A 17,451-nucleotide genomic window follows, 5' to 3' on the forward strand; every position below is an offset into this window, starting at 1 on the left:
CCCGCATCCGAAAATCTTCCCTGGCTCGCGGATGCAGAGACCGGTCCTCCGGAGGCGGCGCCTCCAAGACAATCAAGACAATGCCCCTGCGCCAGCCAGGCCCTGTCTTCGAATTAACCGTTCATTAAGACAGATGAACTAAGTGTAAATGCGAGGCCGGTTTTCAAGGCATCCCCGTGCGCAGCTTGGCCCGCGTGCCAAGCGCAACTGGCCTCCCCCTTCCTCCCGCCTGGTCCCGCCCCCTGCCGCATCTGTGCCGAAACCGGAGGCCCCCTCTCGCCTCGGCCAACAGATCCGCCTGGAACCATATTCCGCACACATATCAACTTTGGATTGTATAAATGCCATATTTGATATTTGATTGGTATGAGGCTGGCGTTTTCCCGTACACCCCTCGGAACGCTCAGTTCCCCTTAATGAGTGCTGCCAGCCTCGCCTTCCCCCCGCTCAGATCGCGGCATCCCCTCGGCCTCGCCCCGGCTTCGAGGTGCCACGCCCCGCGCGGGCGGGCGCGGCCCAATCTTCTGACCGGCCATCGCACCACCGTCCGCATGAGACGACGCCGGGACAGGACCGATGATCGCGCGGGCGGTTGAGGCGCGCAGACAGCCCGGCAACGGATCCGTGCAGGGAAAGCTTGCGAAGGGATTCAGGTGGAAGCCCGGAAACCTGAATGGCACGCGCCCGACACGACAGCCTCAAGCGGCGCGCGGGTCAGGGCATCGAAGATGTTGAGAGGTATGGTACCGCCTCCCCGGCCTGAGCGGGGGACCTCTGGATCCACAATCACGTGACGATTCCAAAGTTTCTTTTTGTCGCAAGGCATTGCCGGGCCCGTTGTGTTGTCCCTCCAAGTGGCCGGGGCTGCTTTTGCAGCGGCAGGAAACCCGGGGCAATGGGGCATATCACAACGACCGGCCCCCGAAATCCGGCGATTTGCGGGCATGAATAGCCCCGCGTTTGCATCATCTACTCCAAGGTCCGGTGAGGGCTCCAAACGGCCATGCGGCAACGCAGCACGCCTTCCTCGATGCCCGCGCGGCCGTATCGACGTGCTCGGCCCTCTCCGGACATTTGCCTGGCCGCGCCGCGCTGCGGCGCAGCTCCCCCAAGCCGACCTTCGCGCCTGGGGCGGTGGATGACCGGTGTCTCCCCCCCTAAGCTGACGATCATGCCGGTCGAGGACTTAGCCTACTTTACCCAAGAACTGACATTCGTCACCTCATGTGTACGTCACTGGAACTCAACTATGGAATGTGGCTTGGTGATCCGAAGCTTTGGAACGGCTTCCTTGCTAGGCCCGACTGTGGTGGTACAATTTCGGCTTGCTCAGCCCGGATCAAGAGATCTGGGCCGACTTTTCATTGGCGTGGGCGTGAGATAGGGTCCGCGGCGAAGCCGGAAGATGATCCCGGCATGACGGGAGACAGGTATGCCGCTGCTGAACTGGTTGACTCGGGACGAGGATCTTAGATCGGCGGACAGGGTGCCCTATCGGCTGCTGGACGAGGTGCCGGAGCTGTCGCAAGGCGAAGGTGATCAGGGGCTGCTGGTACAAGGCGACAACCTGGAAGCGCTGAAGGCGCTGCTGCCCTTTTACGCGGGCCGCGTGAAGTGCATCTACATCGACCCGCCATACAACACCCGATCGGCCTTTGAACATTACGACGATAGCCTGGAGCACGCGAAATGGCTGGCGATGATCGTGCCGCGCCTGATGCTGCTACGCGAATTCCTGTCCGAGGATGGCTCTATCTGGGTCTCCATCGACGACAACGAGGGGCATTACCTCAAGGTCGTGATGGACGAGATTTTCGGACGTCGGAATTTCGTCGATACAGTCATCTGGGAAAAGGCAGACTCTCCGCGCAATTCGGCACGTCAATTCTCTTCAGATCATGATTATATCTTTGTCTACGCCAAGAACGAGGCATGGGTCCCGAAGAGGCTTCCTCGCTCCGCCGAGAAAAATGCTATCTACAAGAATCCTGACGATGATCCGCGCGGCCCTTGGCTGCCCGGCGATCCCTACGCGAATAAGCCCTACAGCAAAGGGCAATACGTCGTGACAGGACCGACTGGCCGGGAATTCCAGCCGCCTGTGGGTCGCTTTTGGCGCATCTCTCAAGAGAAGCTCCAAGATCTTGATAAGGATGGGCGCATCTGGTGGGGACCAACGAAAAATGCGCGCCCCAGCATCAAACGGTATCTGACCGAGGTGTCCGACCTCGTGCCTCGCACACTCTGGAAAAAGGACGAGGTTGGAAGCAATCGAACATCAAAAAATGAACTTCGCAACCTTTCACCCGGCGAGGAAAACTTTACGACGCCAAAGCCGGAGCCTTTGATCCAACGCATTCTGCACATCGCCACGAACCCCGGCGACCTTGTGCTTGATAGCTTCCTCGGCTCTGGCACCACCGCTGCCGTGGCGCACAAAATGGGACGTCGCTGGATCGGCATCGAGATGGGCGAGCACGCCCGCACCCACTGCGCACTGCGCCTGAAAAAGGTCATCGCGGGTGAGGACGGCGGCATCTCGAACGACGTGGGTTGGACCGGCGGCGGCGGCTTCCGCTTCTGCCGCCTGGGTCCGGCAGTCTATGACGCAGAGGGGCGGATCGACGCGGCCATCCGCTTTGCCGACTTGGCGCGGCATGTTTGGTTCTCGGAAACCCGCCGGCCCTTGGGCGATGTCCCCGACAGCCCGCTTCTGGGCAAATACGAGGGTCGCGCGGTGGCGCTTTTGTACAACGGCATCCTGAAGGACCGCAGCCCGCACGGTGGCAACGTGCTGACCCGCCCGGTGCTGCGCCTACTGAAAGACGCGCTGCCCGAGGGCTTCGGTGGGGAACTTGTAGTCTACGGCACTGCCTGCCGCCTGTCGGCGGACACCCTGAAACAGGAAAACATTCTGTTCCGCCAGACGCCCTATGATATCGCGGCGAGGACCTGACCATGTTGCTGAAGACTTACCAACAGAAGACGCTGGATGCCTTGGACGGGTTCCTGTCCCGATCGCTGGCCAGTGGACCGGCCAAAGCCTTTGCCCATGCGGTGAAGGAGCAAGAGGCACTGGCTCAGCTTGAAGGGCGCAAGATGGAGCCGCGCGCCTATCGCCCGCTCGACCAGCTGCCCGAAGTACCCTACGTCTGTTTGCGTCTGCCTACCGGCGGCGGCAAGACCCTGCTGGCGGCGGAGTCGATTAGGTTGGCGGCGCGCAGCTATCTTGGACGGGCCTGGCCGCTGGTGCTTTGGATGGTGCCTTCAGACGCGATCAAGTCCCAAACCCTTGAGGCATTGAAGGACCGCGAGCACGCTTATCGGCGGCGGCTGGATGAGAACTTCGGCGGGCATGTGCGGGTGTTCGACGTCGCGGAGTTCGAGACGCTGCGCCCGCAGGACTTGGCACGATCCGCCTGCGTGGTGGTGTCGACCATCCAAGCGTTCCGAGTGACGAACACCGTGGGGCGGCGCGTCTATGCCCACCACGAAGAACTGGAGACGCATTTCTCCGGCGTGCCGACGGAGGGGATGGAGGTGGTCTCTGCCGAGGAAGCGGCGGCGAACGACATGCTGCGTGAGGGCGCGGTGAAGTTCAGCTTTGCCAACCTGCTGTACCACCAGCGCCCGCTAATGATCGTGGACGAGGCGCATAACGCGGTATCAGGCCTGTCGCGCGAAGTGCAGGCACGTATCCGTCCGGCGGCGATCATTGAGTTTACGGCGACGCCGCGCGGCGTGAACAACATCCTGTTCTCGGTCACTGCATCGGCGCTAAAGGACGAGGAGATGATCAAGCTGCCGATCCGCGTGCGTCCCCATGATGATTGGCGCGAGGCTGTGTCTTCCACCGTGGCGACGCGGGCGATGCTGGAAGAAAAGGCAAAGCGGGATCGTGACTTTATCCAGCCCGTGGCACTGTACCAGGCGCAGGCGAAAAATGGCCATCCGACGGTTGATGAGGTGAAAACTTACCTCAAGGAGGAGAAACTAGTCCCTGAGGCTTGGATCAAGATCGCGACGGGCGAGCAGCGGGAACTGGATGGGGTGAACCTGCGCGACCCGAGCGTGCCTGTGCGCCATGTCATCACGGTGGCGGCTCTGAAGGAGGGATGGGATTGCCCCTCGGCCTATGTCCTGTGCGCGACGCAAAACCTGTCGAGCACGACAGCTGTTGAGCAGCTTTTGGGGCGCGTGCTTCGGATGCCCTACGCCGCGCGGCGCAAGGACCCGGCGCTGAACTGCGCCTATGCCCATGTGTCGGAGCCGAACTTTGCCGCTGCGGCGAACGGGCTGCGAGACAAGCTCATCGACATGGGCTTCACCGACGAGGAGGTACGCGAAAGCCTGCAACCGCGCGGCGTCGATCAAGACGACCAAGGGCGGCTGTTCGACCCGGATCCGGTGCGTCCGAAGCCTGTGCTGCAGGTGACGGTGAAGGACACTCCGGAGGTGCGGCAGACGCTGAACAACTTGCAGGAAGGAGGCGTCGATTACGTGCCGAAGTCTGATGGCACCCTGTCCGTCGGTGTGAAGGGCGCAGTAAGTGACGACGTGGCGACAGCGGTCCGCTCAGTTATTCAGGATGCCGATCAGGGCCATTTCGATGCGCAACTGGCGAAGCACCGGGCCCAGGTCGAAGCGCAGAAGACCCGCGCTGAATTGGGTGCCGTGATCGAAGTGCCGCGACTGCTGGTCGAGATGGAGGGGGAGGTCTTCGAAGCGGATACGGACGCGATCTATGAGCGTGTCGAGTGGTCGCTGTTGAAGCATCCTGCCGAACTGACCGAGGCTGAGTTGACCTTCCGTCGAGACGAAGAGGTCGTGATGATCGACATCGAAGGCGAAAAGCTTGTGTACAACCGCGCGACGCAGGAATCGCCGCAGCTGACCGGCCTTGCGATGCCGGACGATGCCGATGTCGAGGTGACGCTGGTTCAATGGCTGACCCGTCAATGTCGCGACCGCTGGATTCCGGATGCGGAGATGCAGCCTTGGATCGCGGGACTGATCGGCAAGCTGCTGGAACGGGAGGGTGTCAGCGTGCGAACCCTGATCGATTGGCAGCATCAGATCGCGGCCCGTATCCGCTGGAAGGTCGCCGAAATCCACAAGATCGAGCGCTCGAACGCCCACCAGATCATGTTGTTCGACGATCTGGCAAAGCCGACATCGGATGCAGCGGCGGTGGTCCGTTTCGACGATCAGGTCTACCGTACCGTGCCAACCCAACCCATCGGCGCAATGCGCTTTCAGCGGCACCTGCTCGGTGCAGATCGCGCTCCGCTGCTCGACGGCAATCTGAATGGCGACGAGTTCCAGTGCGCATGGGCGCTCGACAGCCTAGATAAGGTTGACGTCTGGGTCCGCAACGTGGCGCGGCATCCGGGCTCCTTCTGGCTGCCCCGCGTGGGTGGCCGCTTCTATCCCGATTTTATTGCCCGCTTGAACGATGGGCGGATCTTCGTAGTGGAATATAAGGGCGAGCATCTGGTCGGCGCCCCTGAGGCTCGTGAAAAAGACCGTATCGGCAAGCTCTGGGCGAAAGCTACAGGTAACGTCTTCCTTACAGTCAGGAAGATCGCACACGGTGTCGATGCTGGCGGTCAAATGCTTGGTGCCATATCAGTGTAAGTGTCCCCATATCTCAACACTAGCGGCGAATAGATTTAGGTCCCAGTGGCCCAAGGCCCTTTCGCCACAGCTGCCATGTGTCCGCTTTTGGACCCATTCTATCTAATTAGTGCCTTGCGCTGGAACTCTCCTGCCCTGCGCATTGCTGCCGTTAGCCCAAGAAGCAGCGAACGTCGGCTCCCCGCCCTTTCTACTTCGCCGGAGTGAACGGTCCCAAGTCGCCTCACACAAACTGTCCCCCTGCTGCTGTGCAGCCTCCCTTAAATCGTCTATCCAAGCGCGAACTAGAATACCCCCGCAGGACAAGGTAAGTGGTCGGAATCATGCCGCCATGTGCTGAGGGTGTCCGATCTCTGCTGTAGTAACTAAGGCAATACGCCGAACCGGTAGGAACCAGATATTTCAGTGGCCTGCCTAAACACAGCAGGTTGACATTAGTCGTCGAGCCAAACTTCTAGGAATTTTCTGACACGATCAACTTGCTCATCGACGTGTAGATTCATATTTCCTGCAAGAAATTTGCGAACCTCCGCTTCAACCTCTGACATGCCAATGTTCTCTGCAATTAGCTTTCCGAGCATCTCATGCGCTGTCCGTAAGTCTGAAGGATGTCCCGCAAATTTGCGGTCAGCTAACCCGAAGCTGTTCCGCAGATCTTGTTGCCAAGTAGACATGTTTCTCTCCTGAATGTTTTACTTTCGACGCCGACGTCACTCTACGCCATGATAAGGCGGCTTGTGTCAACATAGTGGTGCAGTTACACGTTGACCTTCAGAATAGCGGTAGTTTCGCTTTGCCGCCATTCGTCCAGGATGCAGCGAACGACCTGTGTGGATGGCTCCCGCATAGCAAGTCGTAAATGATCTCGTGTACCTTTTCAGAAGCGGTCTTGTGTCCGGCCTGTTTGCGCGGTTCACACCGCTGGCCCTGATGGGATCCGCAGATCAGGTTCCTATCTGCTTTGCGGGCAATTGCGCCCGGGTCATTCGGCGGAGCGTCCTGATCGTTGCGGCTGAAGGGTACACCATCACATCGTCGGTCTTGCTATCTCGCTGTTTCTGTACGTCTCAGGCGGTGTGAGGGCGGTAGGGTTCGTTCCTGGTCAGCACCGCCCACATGATCCGCGCCGTCTTGTTCGCCATGGCGACCGTCGCGAGCCGGGCTGGCTTTCTCTGCAACAGCTTCGTCAGCCAGGGATCGGCGCGCTCCGGATGATTAGTGACCTGCCGCACGCGCGATGTCATGCCGACAACGATAAGCTGGCGCAGATACCGGTCGCCCATCTTGGTGATCTTTCCTAAGCGCTCCTTGCCACCGCTGGAGTGGTTGCGTGGTGTTAGACCAAGCCACGCCGCAAATTCCCGACCACTCTTGAACTGGTGACCCGACCCGATCGTGGCGGCCACGGCCGAGGCGGTCACCGGCCCGACGCCGGGAATGGTCTGCAGGAGTTGCGCCTGGCGGCTGAGACGAGCCTGGATACGCATGGTGATCTCATACCAGCGAAGGCGATTGTGCAGCTCGACCAGCTGACGGCTGAGGACCCGCAGAACGTCCTGGGCGAGCTCGGGGAACCCGGACTGCTTGCCCTCTATGATCCCTTTCGCAAAATCGATGGCCCGCACAACGCCCCGGGCGATGGCGATCCCGAACTCAGCAGCCAAGCTCCGGAGCATGTTGATCAGCTGGGTGCGCTGCCGAACCACGAAGTCCCGTGCGCGATGCAGGGAGAGAAGCGCCTGCTGGTCCGCGGACTTGATCTCGACAAAGCGCATGGTCGGCCGCGTCACAGCCTCGCAAATGGCTTCTGCATCGACAGCATCGGACTTGCCCCGTTTCACGTAAGGTTTGACGTACATCGGCGGCATCAGCCGGACAGTATGACCGAGCTTCGTAAGCTCGCGGCCCCAGTGGTGGCTCGATGCGCAGGCTTCGATGCCGATGAGGCAGGGCGACAGTCGCTCGAAAAACGCCAGCACCTGCGCCCGACGCAAAGGCCGATTGAAAGCGACCTCTCCGGTCTGGGTAACTCCGTGGACATGAAAGATGTTCTTAGCCAGGTCGAGGCCGACAGTGGTAACTTGCATGGGGTGGCTCCTCTCAGTTGCAGATTCTGACACCTGCAGTATGGCGCATTGCGACGCCGGGAGCGGGAGCCATCCACCCCATCTGCTCCTCGCCCTTCGTGTAGGCCCCCTCCCATTATGTCGACTTTGGACGCCATGTTCTTCCAGGCAGAAAAGTTCGCTCCATGTCTCGTCCTGACCAACGGGATGGCATTCATATATATAAAACAGGTTACTATGGGAGACTGAAACAAGGCGCCTTTTCTCTCAGCCCTTCTTCTTGCTGCACAGCTGGCGTAGCCAGCTGTATAAGCCTCCGAAAACAGTCATCACCACCACGCACAGCACAACTGTTACGACCATGCCATGGCCATCGAGAGTGGGTGCCCCAGCTGGTGCTACCCGCCGCAGGTATGCGACCAAGGCTATGCCGATCAGCAGTCCGATTCCACCGGATATTGTAAAACCTTTGAGCATGGTATTCTCCTTTGGCAGTTCAGGCCAGTTCCAAGGCACGCTGCGAGCGCCAAAAATTTAGGATTTAGCCCTTTATCATTAACTTGTAGAAATCGCTGTTGGCGCCCAGCATGTTCACAAATCGCACAAAGGCTGAGGTCCAATGTTCATTGGCAATCTGAGGCTTAAGCCAAAGATCGGCATTGCGCTCTATTGTAATGCGCCAGCTCTGGAAGACGCGCTCTGCCTGCAGCTCAGTCTCGACGTTGGAGAGGTCGTAGGCCAACACTAGTACGTCGTCCGCACTGCTGCCCTTGTTCTCGCCTGGTGCCCAGGCCAGCAACCATGGGCCGTCCAAGTCCGCTGCACCAACCCGCTCGGCGACGTCGTTTTTGCCTCGGCTGAGGTAAAAATCGGCGGCCTGCTGCAGTGCGGAGCTACCTTCGCGCCAATCATAGCGCTCGATGGCCTCCGCGCAGGAAATGTCGTCGTCGCCACCGGGTGTGCCATTGCCATAGTGTTCCGCAATCGTCGCTTTCGGCGTAATTGGCCAGATAGTCGCCACCTGCTTATCTGGCCCGAAGCTGCGGTCAGACCCGAATTCGACCGTTTCCATGGCCAGCGAGAATGCCTCGCAGAGCAATGTCGCTCGCTTGACCAGGGAACCATCGGGCGCGCGGGGAAATGCGACGATTCCGACTCCTGCATATTCTTTCATTTTTAACTTCGTCATTGGTGAGAATAGCCTTGACGCGCGCACCCCTCGCAATCGGAGGTAAAACTCCGAGCTCATGGCTTTCGGATCCGAGTCGGACCCAAAGCTATGCCACGAGTCCGACCCGGGGTTCACCGAGGCCACCGTTGACATGTCGTGGTCCGGAGCAGTTGGCAGGATAGGGTACAGTCTGCCGTCAGGGGATTTCAGAATTGCCAAATCCGAGAACGGGATTGTCAGAGCCGCTGGTGCGTCGCTCAAATTTTTCAGAGGAGGCTTTACGAAAGGATCATTACGCCCAATGACCACTCCGTCGGGCGTCACGTCGATGACCCGTTCCTGCATGAACGTGTAGCGGGATGGTTTGAGAGTTTCCAGAGGCAGGTTCCGCAGATCGGCGGCCTCTGGACTATTCAGAACGGACAGTTCGGAAGCATCGGGTAAGTGGCGCAATCTGGCATCCTGAAAGATGGTGTTCAATGCTTCGGTACAGGCGGACATCCGATTTTCGGCCAACAGATTGGTTAGACTTTCGTCCCTAAGGATCTGATCAAGTGCACCAATTTCTCCCATCCTCCAAAGCACTCCGCAGGGATCGCCTTGCACGGCAGTCTCCGCCGGAGCTGGCGCACCAAATCCCGCAGACCCTAGCAATAAACCGGACAAGATTCTGGAAAAGATGCTTACAGCGCACATGGCCATTACCCTCATGTCTATTGATCGAGCGATGGTGAACCGGAGGAAAATCTTCACCCAAATGATGATAGTGATTTTGAAGAATTAACCTTAGCGTGTATTTTTTGATTCGAGAATGTACTCATTCGTGACGTCGATGAACAACGCTATGAGTCGGATGTTCCAGCCGAACCAAACTTTGCCCTCTAGGTGTATGGCCTCTGCTGCACTTCGCTGCCGTTCGTTCAGGTCGCAGGGAATGTCGGCTCTCCGCCCGTCCTGTCGGAGCCTCACGCCGTCGCTGTAAAACGCCGCCAGAAGGCCAGACGGCATCCAACAGTTCGTGGTGATGGGCAGCCCCTCGGCAAGTGAATCAAGCCTTGGGGGCGACAGCCTATCCGGGGTGAAAGACCGGCCGCATTCGGGGCTATAATCAGCGGAAGTGCCTGAACAGCCCGCCGGCGATATCCACGATATCGAAGGCCCGCGCATAGAGGTGCTCACGCGCCGCGAAGGATGTCACGCCGGAGCCGGTCATGTCCTGCTCCACGGCGCTCACCAGCCTGCGCAACCGGACCTGGTGCACCCCAAGCCGGGTCTGCACCGGATCGGCCAGGATCCCCGCAAAGGCCGTGACGATGGCCGCCGTTACGACCAGTGCCAGGGCGATCATGACAATGGCCAGGGGCGACGCGTCGACGGGAAAGGCCGCGTACCAGAGGCGCCCCAACCCGCGTCCCAGCGGGAAATTCCCGATCGCGGCGTCCATGGCGAAGGTATCGGCCAGCTTCGGCGCCAGCGTCATCATGCCCGGCGTGAGGCGATGGAACACCCAGGCCCCGAAGCAGATCGTCAGAAGCGCCGTGGTCATCTCGGCCACGGCCGACCGGGTGCCGGTGTAGGCCCTGAGGGTTTCGGCGGCGCGCCCTGCCCGCGCATGTCTTTCGCTGTCGCTCAGGGACGGATCATCGCGCAACGGCGGGACCTCAGTAAGGCGATCGGCAATGGAGCGCCCAGGGCCCGCCGGCAAGGCGAAGACATGCGTCAGCAGCCCCTCTTCCACCGCGCGCGCCGTGCGGGTTGGCAGGACCAAGTGGAGCCGCCCCAGAATGCCCGCCGCATGTCTTAGCCGTACCAGCCGCAGCAGAAGTGTAAGGAGCCGCAGGAATGCATGCAGCGGCGCAAGGATCACATTGAACGAGGCACAAAGGATATCCAGGCCCAGGGCCTTGCGATGCAGTCGCGCCGAGCCCGCGAGAGAAAAGGTGGCGGAGACATGACCGTCGATGCGCCCGCGCGCTGCGGCAAAGAAGTCCTCTGTCTCCGAAGGCAGGGTCGCGCCGCGCTGCATGGCTGTCCTTTCACCGGGCCGCGTCCCCTGCGCGCCCTTTCCGCAGATAGGACGCTCGCTCCTGGCTGCCAAGCGGTGACACCAGGTGGCGCCATCAATCGAGAGTTGGTCGGGGCGATCGGGCGGGCAACCAGCAATAACCCGCCTGGGCGAACATGACGCCCTAGGCAGACAGAAGCGCGGGAAGCGGACTGCGGTCCCGCGTACTCCGGTGGCGGGCTTTCCCACGCGGTTTTCATCCCGGGTATCAAGCTTTGCCGGCTACGATTGCACGACAGGCTTCCATCATCTCGGGGCTTCGCTCGCCAGGGATGACGGCCTCGAGAACGCCCAAGGCGTAAATGAGAAACGCCCGCGCCTCTGCTTCCGCGCCATCAAAGCCGTTTTCCAGAACCACGGAGCGGAAATATTTCAAGCGGAGCGCGTCGACCTCCTCCATCGTGGCGGCTGCGCGCCTGTCGGAGTGCCCCCACAGCCGTATGGCCATTTCCATCCGTGCTCGCTCTCCGGCATCCGGCCGGCGCCCGGAAATCTCCAGGACGCGGGCCAGCTTTGCCTCGGAAGGCTCTTCGATGCCGGACAGCAATTCAATCACCTTGAGGGTCGACTCGCGGCGCCAGTAATCGAGCATGGATACCAGCAGGTCATCCCGTGAGTCATAGCGCTTGTAGAAGCTGCCCTTCGTCACACCGAGGCTTTGCGCCAGCGGTTCAACCCGAACGGCTTCGATCCCGCCGTCCGCCAGAAGAACAAGCGCCGCCTCGAGCCAGTCCTTCTCCGACTTAAGGGCCTTTCGCCCAGGACGCCGACGCTCGGCGTTAACCTGTTCTGACATCTGGATTTCCTTTGAGGCAAGCAGAGAGCGGACAAGCATACCCGGCACCGAAGCGAATTAGAATTCTGTTGACTCGATATTCTTCGCCCCATAGCGGTGATCTATATGATACGGCAGGGTATCATATAGATCTTCGACACGGAAACAGCGCTGCCACAAGGCAGTCAAAGACGGCAAACCACGGGAAAGGCAATGTCCTCATGAGAAACGGACCCATCGCCACGACTGGCTACGGAAAGGTCTGCGGAGTTCGCGATGACAGTGGCGTTCTTGCGTTCAAAGGCATTCCCTACGCCGCCTCCCCGACCGGGGAAAAGCGTTTCAAGCCACCACAGCGGCCGGAAAACTGGTCTGAAGTGCGTGACGCGACCGGATACGGTCCGACGTCCCCGCAATCTTCCGGCGGCGACGACGCTCTGGCGCTGCTCCCCAACGTGGTCATCCCAGGTGATGATTTTCTCAACCTCAATGTCTGGACGGAGTCCCTGAGCGGCAGGCGGCCGGTGATGGTGTTTATCCACGGAGGCGCATTTTCGAGCGGTTCCGGGGCGGTGCCCCTCTACGATGGTACCAATTTTGCCCGTGACGGCGTGGTGCTGGTGACACTCAACTATCGGCTGGGTGCCGATGGCTTCCTGTGGTTCGGCGAGGGCGTCGCCAATCTCGGCCTGCTTGATCAGGTCGCCGCGCTTGCCTGGGTGCGCGACAATATCGAAGGGTTCGGCGGCGATCCCGAAAACGTCACGATCTTCGGCGAGTCGGCTGGCGGGATGAGTGTGTGCACGCTCATGGCGATGCCTGCCGCCAGGGGGCTGTTCCACAAGGCCATTGCCCAATCCGGCGCAGGGCACACTACGATCACCCCATCCACCGCCAAGCGGATCGGTGAAAGACTTGCGCAGATGCTGGGCGTCTCTGCAAGCCGCGACGCCCTGGCCGATGTGCCCATGGAGAAACTGATCGCAGCGCAGGACAGGATCTCGGCGGAGGTATTTGCGGCACCGGACCCCGCGGTCTGGGGCGAAGTCGCAGAGACCCTCATGCCGTTCACTCCGGTCATCGACGGCAGTGTGGTGCCGGGCCATCCGATCGACTGCATCGCTCACGGCGCGGCCAATGGCATCAAGGTCCTGATCGGCACCAATAGCGAGGAGGGCAACCTCTTCTTCGTGCCGTCCGGCATGGTCGCCAAGGTCACGACCGGGATGGTGGACGCGATGACAGAAGCGTACGGTTTGCCGATGCCACTGGCCCGCGAGGTCTACCGGAGCAATCGGCCAGATGCGACACCCGGCGAGCTCTACTCGGCAATCTTCACGGACTGGTTCTATCGAATTCCCGCCGTGCGCTTGGCAGAAGCGCAGCCCGACACGCATCTGTACGAGTTTTCGTGGCGCTCGCCTGCGTTCAACGGCAGCCTGGGTGCCTGCCATGCCTCGGAGCTTTCGTTCGTCTTCGACAATATCGGCGATCCAGGGGTCCGGCAGATCAACGGTGAGACCCCGCCGCAGGCATTGGCAAACGAGATGCACAGGGCCTGGGTGGACTTCGCTACCTCCGGCGATCCAGGGTGGCCAGCCTATGCGCCGGAAAGCCGGATCTCGATGCAATTCGGCGAGGTGTCCTCCGCAGCCACAGGCGACCGCCGCGAAGAACAAGCACTGTGGCAGGGTATACGATGAAGACGGTGCACGAATGGCCGGTCTGGCGAAGCTGCACGGGCAGCGATTGACTGCATCGGCAATGACCGGTTTGGGCCGCCTCTCGTCTGGCGACGTACCGGCGCCCCTTCCAAGAGCGGCATCCGTTATCTTCGCTACCCAAACCACAAGACAGGTGCTGCGCCCGGCGGCTCAGGAGCTATAGACGGGCACTTCTAATTTGCTGAGGCAGCGGCCCTAGCAGCAGCCACCTCTTCCCGCCACGCACCAAGAAGAGCTGCTTGAGCGCTTAGGCCCTTTGCCTCTTTGGCGTCTGGGTCCTTTGCCTCTTTAGCGCCTGGGTCCTTTGCCTCTTTAGCGCCTGGGTCCTTTGCCTCTTTAGCGCCTGGGTCCTTTGCATCTACCAGTTTCTGCAGGTGCTCCAGGGCAGCCTTTTTGGTGCATCCATTTTCCGCGAAATAGATCACCGGCCTCTCCGCTATGCCCAGATTACAGATCCGGGCTGTGACATCCGAAGTGATTGCCTGAGCCGGGACCCCTCCCCCGAGGTTACTGTTGAATAGTCCGTTTTGCATGAGGATCACCGGGCCTGGGCCGCCCCTTAGGATCAGACCAAGCATCAACCCAAAAATACCTACGATGGCCCATCCAGCAGGTGCGAAAAGGCAAATGAACATCACTAAGCAAGACAGAAATACAGGGATCAAGACAGCCCAGTCGCCCGAGATCCGCAAGCCCAACAACACATTCCCAACGACGGTAATTTCGACGAACAAGAAAAATGTCGAGCCGAACAGAAGGAGCGACGACCATACATGCTTACGCCCCTCGTCTTTCCATGGGTATTTGACCAATACCCATAGCACAGGACATAGTCCGAGAAAAATCACGAACAACCAATACCGAGGATCAAAGTCCGGTAGACGATATTCATGCTGCAAAAACAATACAATCGCCACCAGAAGCCAGAGACAGACCATATAAAGACACAGAGGCCAACCCTTTGCCGGCATTTCCCTTAGCATAAAATGCCGTGTATAGATCAATGGAAACGACACACCGACCATCGGCAAAACACATATAAATAAGATCAAGAAGAAAGTCACCGAGGGCCCGGCAAGGTCCAACGTCACACCCGTCTGCCCAATTGCACTCAGATAATAGTTCAGTATTAGGAGAGATATCAGCGTTCCCACCACCGAAAGGACTGCCGAAATCTTCAGCCCCATATCGATGTAGGGAAACCAATTCACCCGAAACGCAAATAAATTCATCCCTTTACGCCTACTCCAAATTCTTTTTCCGATTAAAAATCATAATGAACGCAGAACTTCCGGGCGAGCATAAAAATCTGCTTCATCCACCTACGCGAAGGACTGCTCATCAGAGCCGACGTACTCTGACACGAGGGGAATGCCTCCACATTGCCGGCAGAAGAGCACAAAATCATAGTTCATATCCCATCTCCGGCAGCGCAGACTTCCAGATCAGGAACTCTTACTCTGACGTTTTTTGACAGACTGCCTTCCTGAGCCGAGGTTGTCGATCCATAGCTGCCAGGCACAAAATGATGCGTGCCTCAGCCCCTGATGCGAACCGATAGGCAGCAGAGCCCCCAGAAGAGCTGAATATCTATGCAAGCATTGGGGAACTTCCACCGACACCGCGAATTCACAAAATGAATACAAATTGTCGCATGTATTTTAGAGTTGAGCGTGTTATCACCCCCTCATCGCCGGGGCGAAAATTGAATATGCGTTGTCGGTGTCTTTCTCAGGAGAACCACCGAGGGCCAGTCGCACGATGTCACGTTTTTCCCTTCTACCATCCGCTTTCGCCGCTTTTATCGCTGCGATCCCCATTGCCTCTTATGCAGATCAGCCCAACAGGACTTTCGTAATTGGCGGTTTCGCCTGGGTTACCGGAGACTTGGCTGAGGCCTTGAACGAAGCCTTCACCAAGGCCGAGAAGATGGGGCTAAGTGGCGTTAGCCTGGTCAAGTACGACCGCAGGTACAAACCCGGGCGGGGAAAGCATTACATCGTGACAGTGATGGGCACCAATTCTTCCGGGGAATGGATGACCCTGGCCTACAGCACAGTGATCAGCCACTAAATCAGTCTTTAGCCTCCCTGCCCCAAGATTTGGCCGACGCATTGCAACGGCCCCGGGCAGAAGGGGCGCGCGCGCCCCTTCCGGGAGGGATCTACTTGATCCCCCATTTCGCGAAGACGCCGGCGCTGAGGCCGAGGGCCGCGACCAGGGCGCCCGCGAGGGTCGAGAGGTCGATGGTCAGCACGCCGTCGCCAAAGCCAATCCCCCAGCCGGGCAGCAGCGCCACCAGCGCGGTCAGCAGCGGCGAGAGCACGTAGAGGATCAGGCGGACGTAGATATTGGTCATGGGTTGGGTCCTTTCTCGGGTTGGGAAGGGTCAGCCGGCAAGCAGCGCGCCCCAGGTGGCGGGGCCGGCAATGCCGTCGGGGATCAGGCCCCGGGCGGCCTGGAAGGCTTCCACGGCGGCCTCGGTGCGGCGCCCGAAGCGGCCGTCTGCTGCGCCCGGGTCGAAGCCGGAAGCCACCAGCAGGGATTGCAGCTCGGGCACCGGGGCGCCGGTGGCACCGCGGCGTAGGGTGCGGCGGGTATCGGGCTGGAGAGCGGCCAGGTACTCGGTGGCGAGCGCGGCGATGTCAGCGGCGCGGTCGCTGCCGTTGATCACGCGCCGGGCGCCCTCGAAGTCGCAGCGCGTAGCCGAGACGTACTCGGGCAGCGCATGGCCAGTGAACCAGCCCTCCATGGCCCCCCGCACCAGGATCTGCACCGCGGCCTCGGGCGCCAGCACCGTGTCGGGATCGCTGGTGAAGTCTTGGCCGAGCTTTTCCCCGGCGCCGGCGTAGTTGTAATCCCAGGTCAGCTGCACGAGGCCACGCCCGTACCAGGGGTAATAGTCCTTGGACTTGCGGTAGGCCTCGGCGCGGGCCGCGCTCAGCCAGCAGGCCTCGCGCACCGGCTCGAGGTGGGCGGCGGTCTCCCAGGCGGCAGTGGCCAGGATATAGGCCGTCTGCGCAGGCGTGCAGCCGCAGGCTTCGGCGGCGGCGCGGATCTCGGGCGTCAGGCCCAGGGTCATGTCGGTCATGCTCTCTCTCCAAAGAAAAAGGCCCCGCAAAAGCGAGGCCAGGTGCCGGGGGATCGGGGTTAACGGATCATTAAGCTTGATGAAGTATCGGTTAACGGGAGGCCGGTGTTTCAAGGCATCCCCGTGCTCGGCCTGGCCCCTCGCCAGGTGCAGCCGGCCTCACCGCTTCCCCCTATCCAGGACGGCCCGACAGGCCAGCCGCAGGTCCCGAAGACGGGACCGGAGGCAATTTTTCCGCGGCGCAGCAAGGATTTAGGAGAGCCTGTGCGGACCGCCCCATAGCACCTTATGGTTGCATTTTGAGGCAACAGGATATTGGATATAGCCGAGGCTGGTGTTTCCCGGTGTACCCCTCGGACCACTCAGCTCCCCAGCAATGAGTGTTGCCAGCCTCGCCCTGCCCGTTCAGCCCCCGACCCGGCGGAGGATCGCCTTGCGCAGACGGCGCACGGCGGCAATGCCGCCCTCGCCCATGGCGAAGGCCGCGCCGCAATAGGCGGGCGTGCCGGCATCGGTCCACCCATCCAGGATCGCGCCCAGCAGCCAGCCCAGCGTCATCGCAGAACAGACCCCGGCAAGGGCCTCGACCAGGCGGCGGACCAGGCGCATCTCGGGCAGGAAGACCGCGCGCACCCAGGCGCCGGCGACGCCCGACAGGAGCAGCGCGAAGAACTGTTCCGGCAGGGTCTCGCGCCAGGCGCGCAGCGCCTCGGCCAGCCCGCCGATCACGGCGGGATCTTTCGTCGGATCGCTCATCGTCCCCTCACCAGCTCGACAGCGCGGCGCGCTTCCAGACGTTCGTGCCGGTGCAGACGTAGAAGTAGTCGTCATCCCGGGCGATCTGATCCTTTATCCCTGTCGCCGTGGCAGAGGCCGGCACGTTCTTCCACACCGGAGACCACCACCAGCCTGATCCGTCGTA

14 protein-coding genes are annotated in these 17,451 nt (G+C 60.4%); 4 read left to right on the forward strand and 10 right to left on the reverse strand.

The window, feature by feature from the left end; translation table 11 throughout:
- Nucleotides 1-1,432 precede the first annotated feature (1,432 nt).
- Together KM176_RS20840 and KM176_RS20845 are read left to right on the forward strand one after the other, a co-directional pair.
- A complete protein-coding gene (locus KM176_RS20840) occupies nt 1,433-2,956 on the forward strand; it encodes a site-specific DNA-methyltransferase (RefSeq protein ID WP_160896500.1) in 1,524 nt (507 codons plus the stop codon).
- A 2-nt stretch (nt 2,957-2,958) separates the two neighbouring features.
- Nucleotides 2,959-5,637 (forward strand): DEAD/DEAH box helicase, encoded by a 2,679-nt coding sequence (locus KM176_RS20845; RefSeq protein WP_160896501.1) that lies wholly within the window; start codon nt 2,959-2,961, stop codon nt 5,635-5,637.
- 434 nt (nt 5,638-6,071) lie between these two features.
- Here the strand turns inward: KM176_RS20845 and KM176_RS20850 are convergent, their stop codons facing one another.
- From KM176_RS20850 to KM176_RS20875, 6 genes are all read right to left on the reverse strand, one after another.
- Complete coding sequence (locus KM176_RS20850) at nt 6,072-6,311, reverse strand: ribose-phosphate pyrophosphokinase-like domain-containing protein (protein WP_160896502.1); 240 nt, start codon at nt 6,309-6,311, stop codon at nt 6,072-6,074.
- Between the two features lie 393 nt (nt 6,312-6,704).
- Entirely contained in the window at nt 6,705-7,724 is a 1,020-nt protein-coding gene (locus KM176_RS20855) for an IS110 family RNA-guided transposase (RefSeq protein WP_215558816.1), read from the reverse strand.
- 246 nt (nt 7,725-7,970) lie between these two features.
- The gene (locus KM176_RS20860; protein ID WP_160897283.1) at nt 7,971-8,180 is read right to left on the reverse strand and encodes a hypothetical protein; all 210 of its coding nucleotides are present in this window, start codon (nt 8,178-8,180) and stop codon (nt 7,971-7,973) included.
- A gap of 64 nt (nt 8,181-8,244) precedes the next feature.
- A complete protein-coding gene (locus KM176_RS20865) occupies nt 8,245-9,480 on the reverse strand; it encodes a hypothetical protein (protein ID WP_160897284.1) in 1,236 nt (411 codons plus the stop codon).
- Nucleotides 9,481-9,982: 502 nt separating this feature from the next.
- Nucleotides 9,983-10,900: a DUF6635 family protein gene (locus KM176_RS20870; RefSeq protein ID WP_160897285.1), complete on the reverse strand. Its 918-nt coding sequence runs from the start codon at nt 10,898-10,900 to the stop codon at nt 9,983-9,985.
- 247 nt (nt 10,901-11,147) lie between these two features.
- Nucleotides 11,148-11,735, reverse strand: coding sequence for a TetR/AcrR family transcriptional regulator (locus KM176_RS20875; RefSeq protein ID WP_160897286.1), 588 nt, complete (start codon nt 11,733-11,735; stop codon nt 11,148-11,150).
- 200 nt (nt 11,736-11,935) lie between these two features.
- Here KM176_RS20875 and KM176_RS20880 point away from each other — a divergent pair, with 200 nt between their 5' ends.
- Nucleotides 11,936-13,417, forward strand: coding sequence for a carboxylesterase/lipase family protein (locus KM176_RS20880; RefSeq protein WP_160897287.1), 1,482 nt, complete (start codon nt 11,936-11,938; stop codon nt 13,415-13,417).
- 194 nt (nt 13,418-13,611) lie between these two features.
- Here KM176_RS20880 and KM176_RS20885 read toward each other — a convergent pair whose 3' ends face one another.
- Nucleotides 13,612-14,670: a hypothetical protein gene (locus KM176_RS20885; RefSeq protein ID WP_160897288.1), complete on the reverse strand. Its 1,059-nt coding sequence runs from the start codon at nt 14,668-14,670 to the stop codon at nt 13,612-13,614.
- 529 nt (nt 14,671-15,199) lie between these two features.
- Here KM176_RS20885 and KM176_RS20890 point away from each other — a divergent pair.
- Complete coding sequence (locus tag KM176_RS20890; RefSeq protein WP_160897289.1) at nt 15,200-15,511, forward strand: hypothetical protein; 312 nt, start codon at nt 15,200-15,202, stop codon at nt 15,509-15,511.
- A gap of 91 nt (nt 15,512-15,602) precedes the next feature.
- Here the strand turns inward: KM176_RS20890 and KM176_RS20895 are convergent, their stop codons facing one another.
- From KM176_RS20895 to KM176_RS20905, 3 genes are all read right to left on the reverse strand, one after another.
- Complete coding sequence (locus tag KM176_RS20895; protein WP_160897290.1) at nt 15,603-15,797, reverse strand: hypothetical protein; 195 nt, start codon at nt 15,795-15,797, stop codon at nt 15,603-15,605.
- Nucleotides 15,798-15,827: 30 nt separating this feature from the next.
- Nucleotides 15,828-16,529, reverse strand: a complete 702-nt coding sequence (locus KM176_RS20900) for a peptidoglycan-binding domain-containing protein (protein ID WP_160897291.1) — start codon at nt 16,527-16,529, stop codon at nt 15,828-15,830.
- Between the two features lie 405 nt (nt 16,530-16,934).
- Nucleotides 16,935-17,285, reverse strand: a complete 351-nt coding sequence (locus tag KM176_RS20905; protein ID WP_215558817.1) for a hypothetical protein — start codon at nt 17,283-17,285, stop codon at nt 16,935-16,937.
- Nucleotides 17,286-17,451: the final 166 nt, after the last annotated feature.

It is taken from the genome of Pseudooceanicola endophyticus, assembly GCF_018760365.1.
GTDB lineage: Bacteria > Pseudomonadota > Alphaproteobacteria > Rhodobacterales > Rhodobacteraceae > Pseudooceanicola > Pseudooceanicola endophyticus.

Bases quoted from the DNA above. Each gene is read 5' to 3' on its own strand.
- KM176_RS20855 (WP_215558816.1), bottom strand. From the start codon at position 7,724: ATGCAAGTTACCACTGTCGGCCTCGACCTGGCTAAGAACATCTTTCAT.
- KM176_RS20905 (WP_215558817.1), bottom strand. From the start codon at position 17,285: ATGAGCGATCCGACGAAAGATCCCGCCGTGATCGGCGGGCTGGCCGAG.
- KM176_RS20885 (WP_160897288.1), bottom strand. From the start codon at position 14,670: ATGAATTTATTTGCGTTTCGGGTGAATTGGTTTCCCTACATCGATATG.
- KM176_RS20850 (WP_160896502.1), bottom strand. From the start codon at position 6,311: ATGTCTACTTGGCAACAAGATCTGCGGAACAGCTTCGGGTTAGCTGAC.
- KM176_RS20900 (WP_160897291.1), bottom strand. From the start codon at position 16,529: ATGACCGACATGACCCTGGGCCTGACGCCCGAGATCCGCGCCGCCGCC.
- KM176_RS20880 (WP_160897287.1), top strand. From the start codon at position 11,936: ATGAGAAACGGACCCATCGCCACGACTGGCTACGGAAAGGTCTGCGGA.
- KM176_RS20875 (WP_160897286.1), bottom strand. From the start codon at position 11,735: ATGTCAGAACAGGTTAACGCCGAGCGTCGGCGTCCTGGGCGAAAGGCC.
- KM176_RS20860 (WP_160897283.1), bottom strand. From the start codon at position 8,180: ATGCTCAAAGGTTTTACAATATCCGGTGGAATCGGACTGCTGATCGGC.
- KM176_RS20840 (WP_160896500.1), top strand. From the start codon at position 1,433: ATGCCGCTGCTGAACTGGTTGACTCGGGACGAGGATCTTAGATCGGCG.
- KM176_RS20845 (WP_160896501.1), top strand. From the start codon at position 2,959: ATGTTGCTGAAGACTTACCAACAGAAGACGCTGGATGCCTTGGACGGG.
- KM176_RS20895 (WP_160897290.1), bottom strand. From the start codon at position 15,797: ATGACCAATATCTACGTCCGCCTGATCCTCTACGTGCTCTCGCCGCTG.
- KM176_RS20890 (WP_160897289.1), top strand. From the start codon at position 15,200: ATGTCACGTTTTTCCCTTCTACCATCCGCTTTCGCCGCTTTTATCGCT.
- KM176_RS20870 (WP_160897285.1), bottom strand. From the start codon at position 10,900: ATGCAGCGCGGCGCGACCCTGCCTTCGGAGACAGAGGACTTCTTTGCC.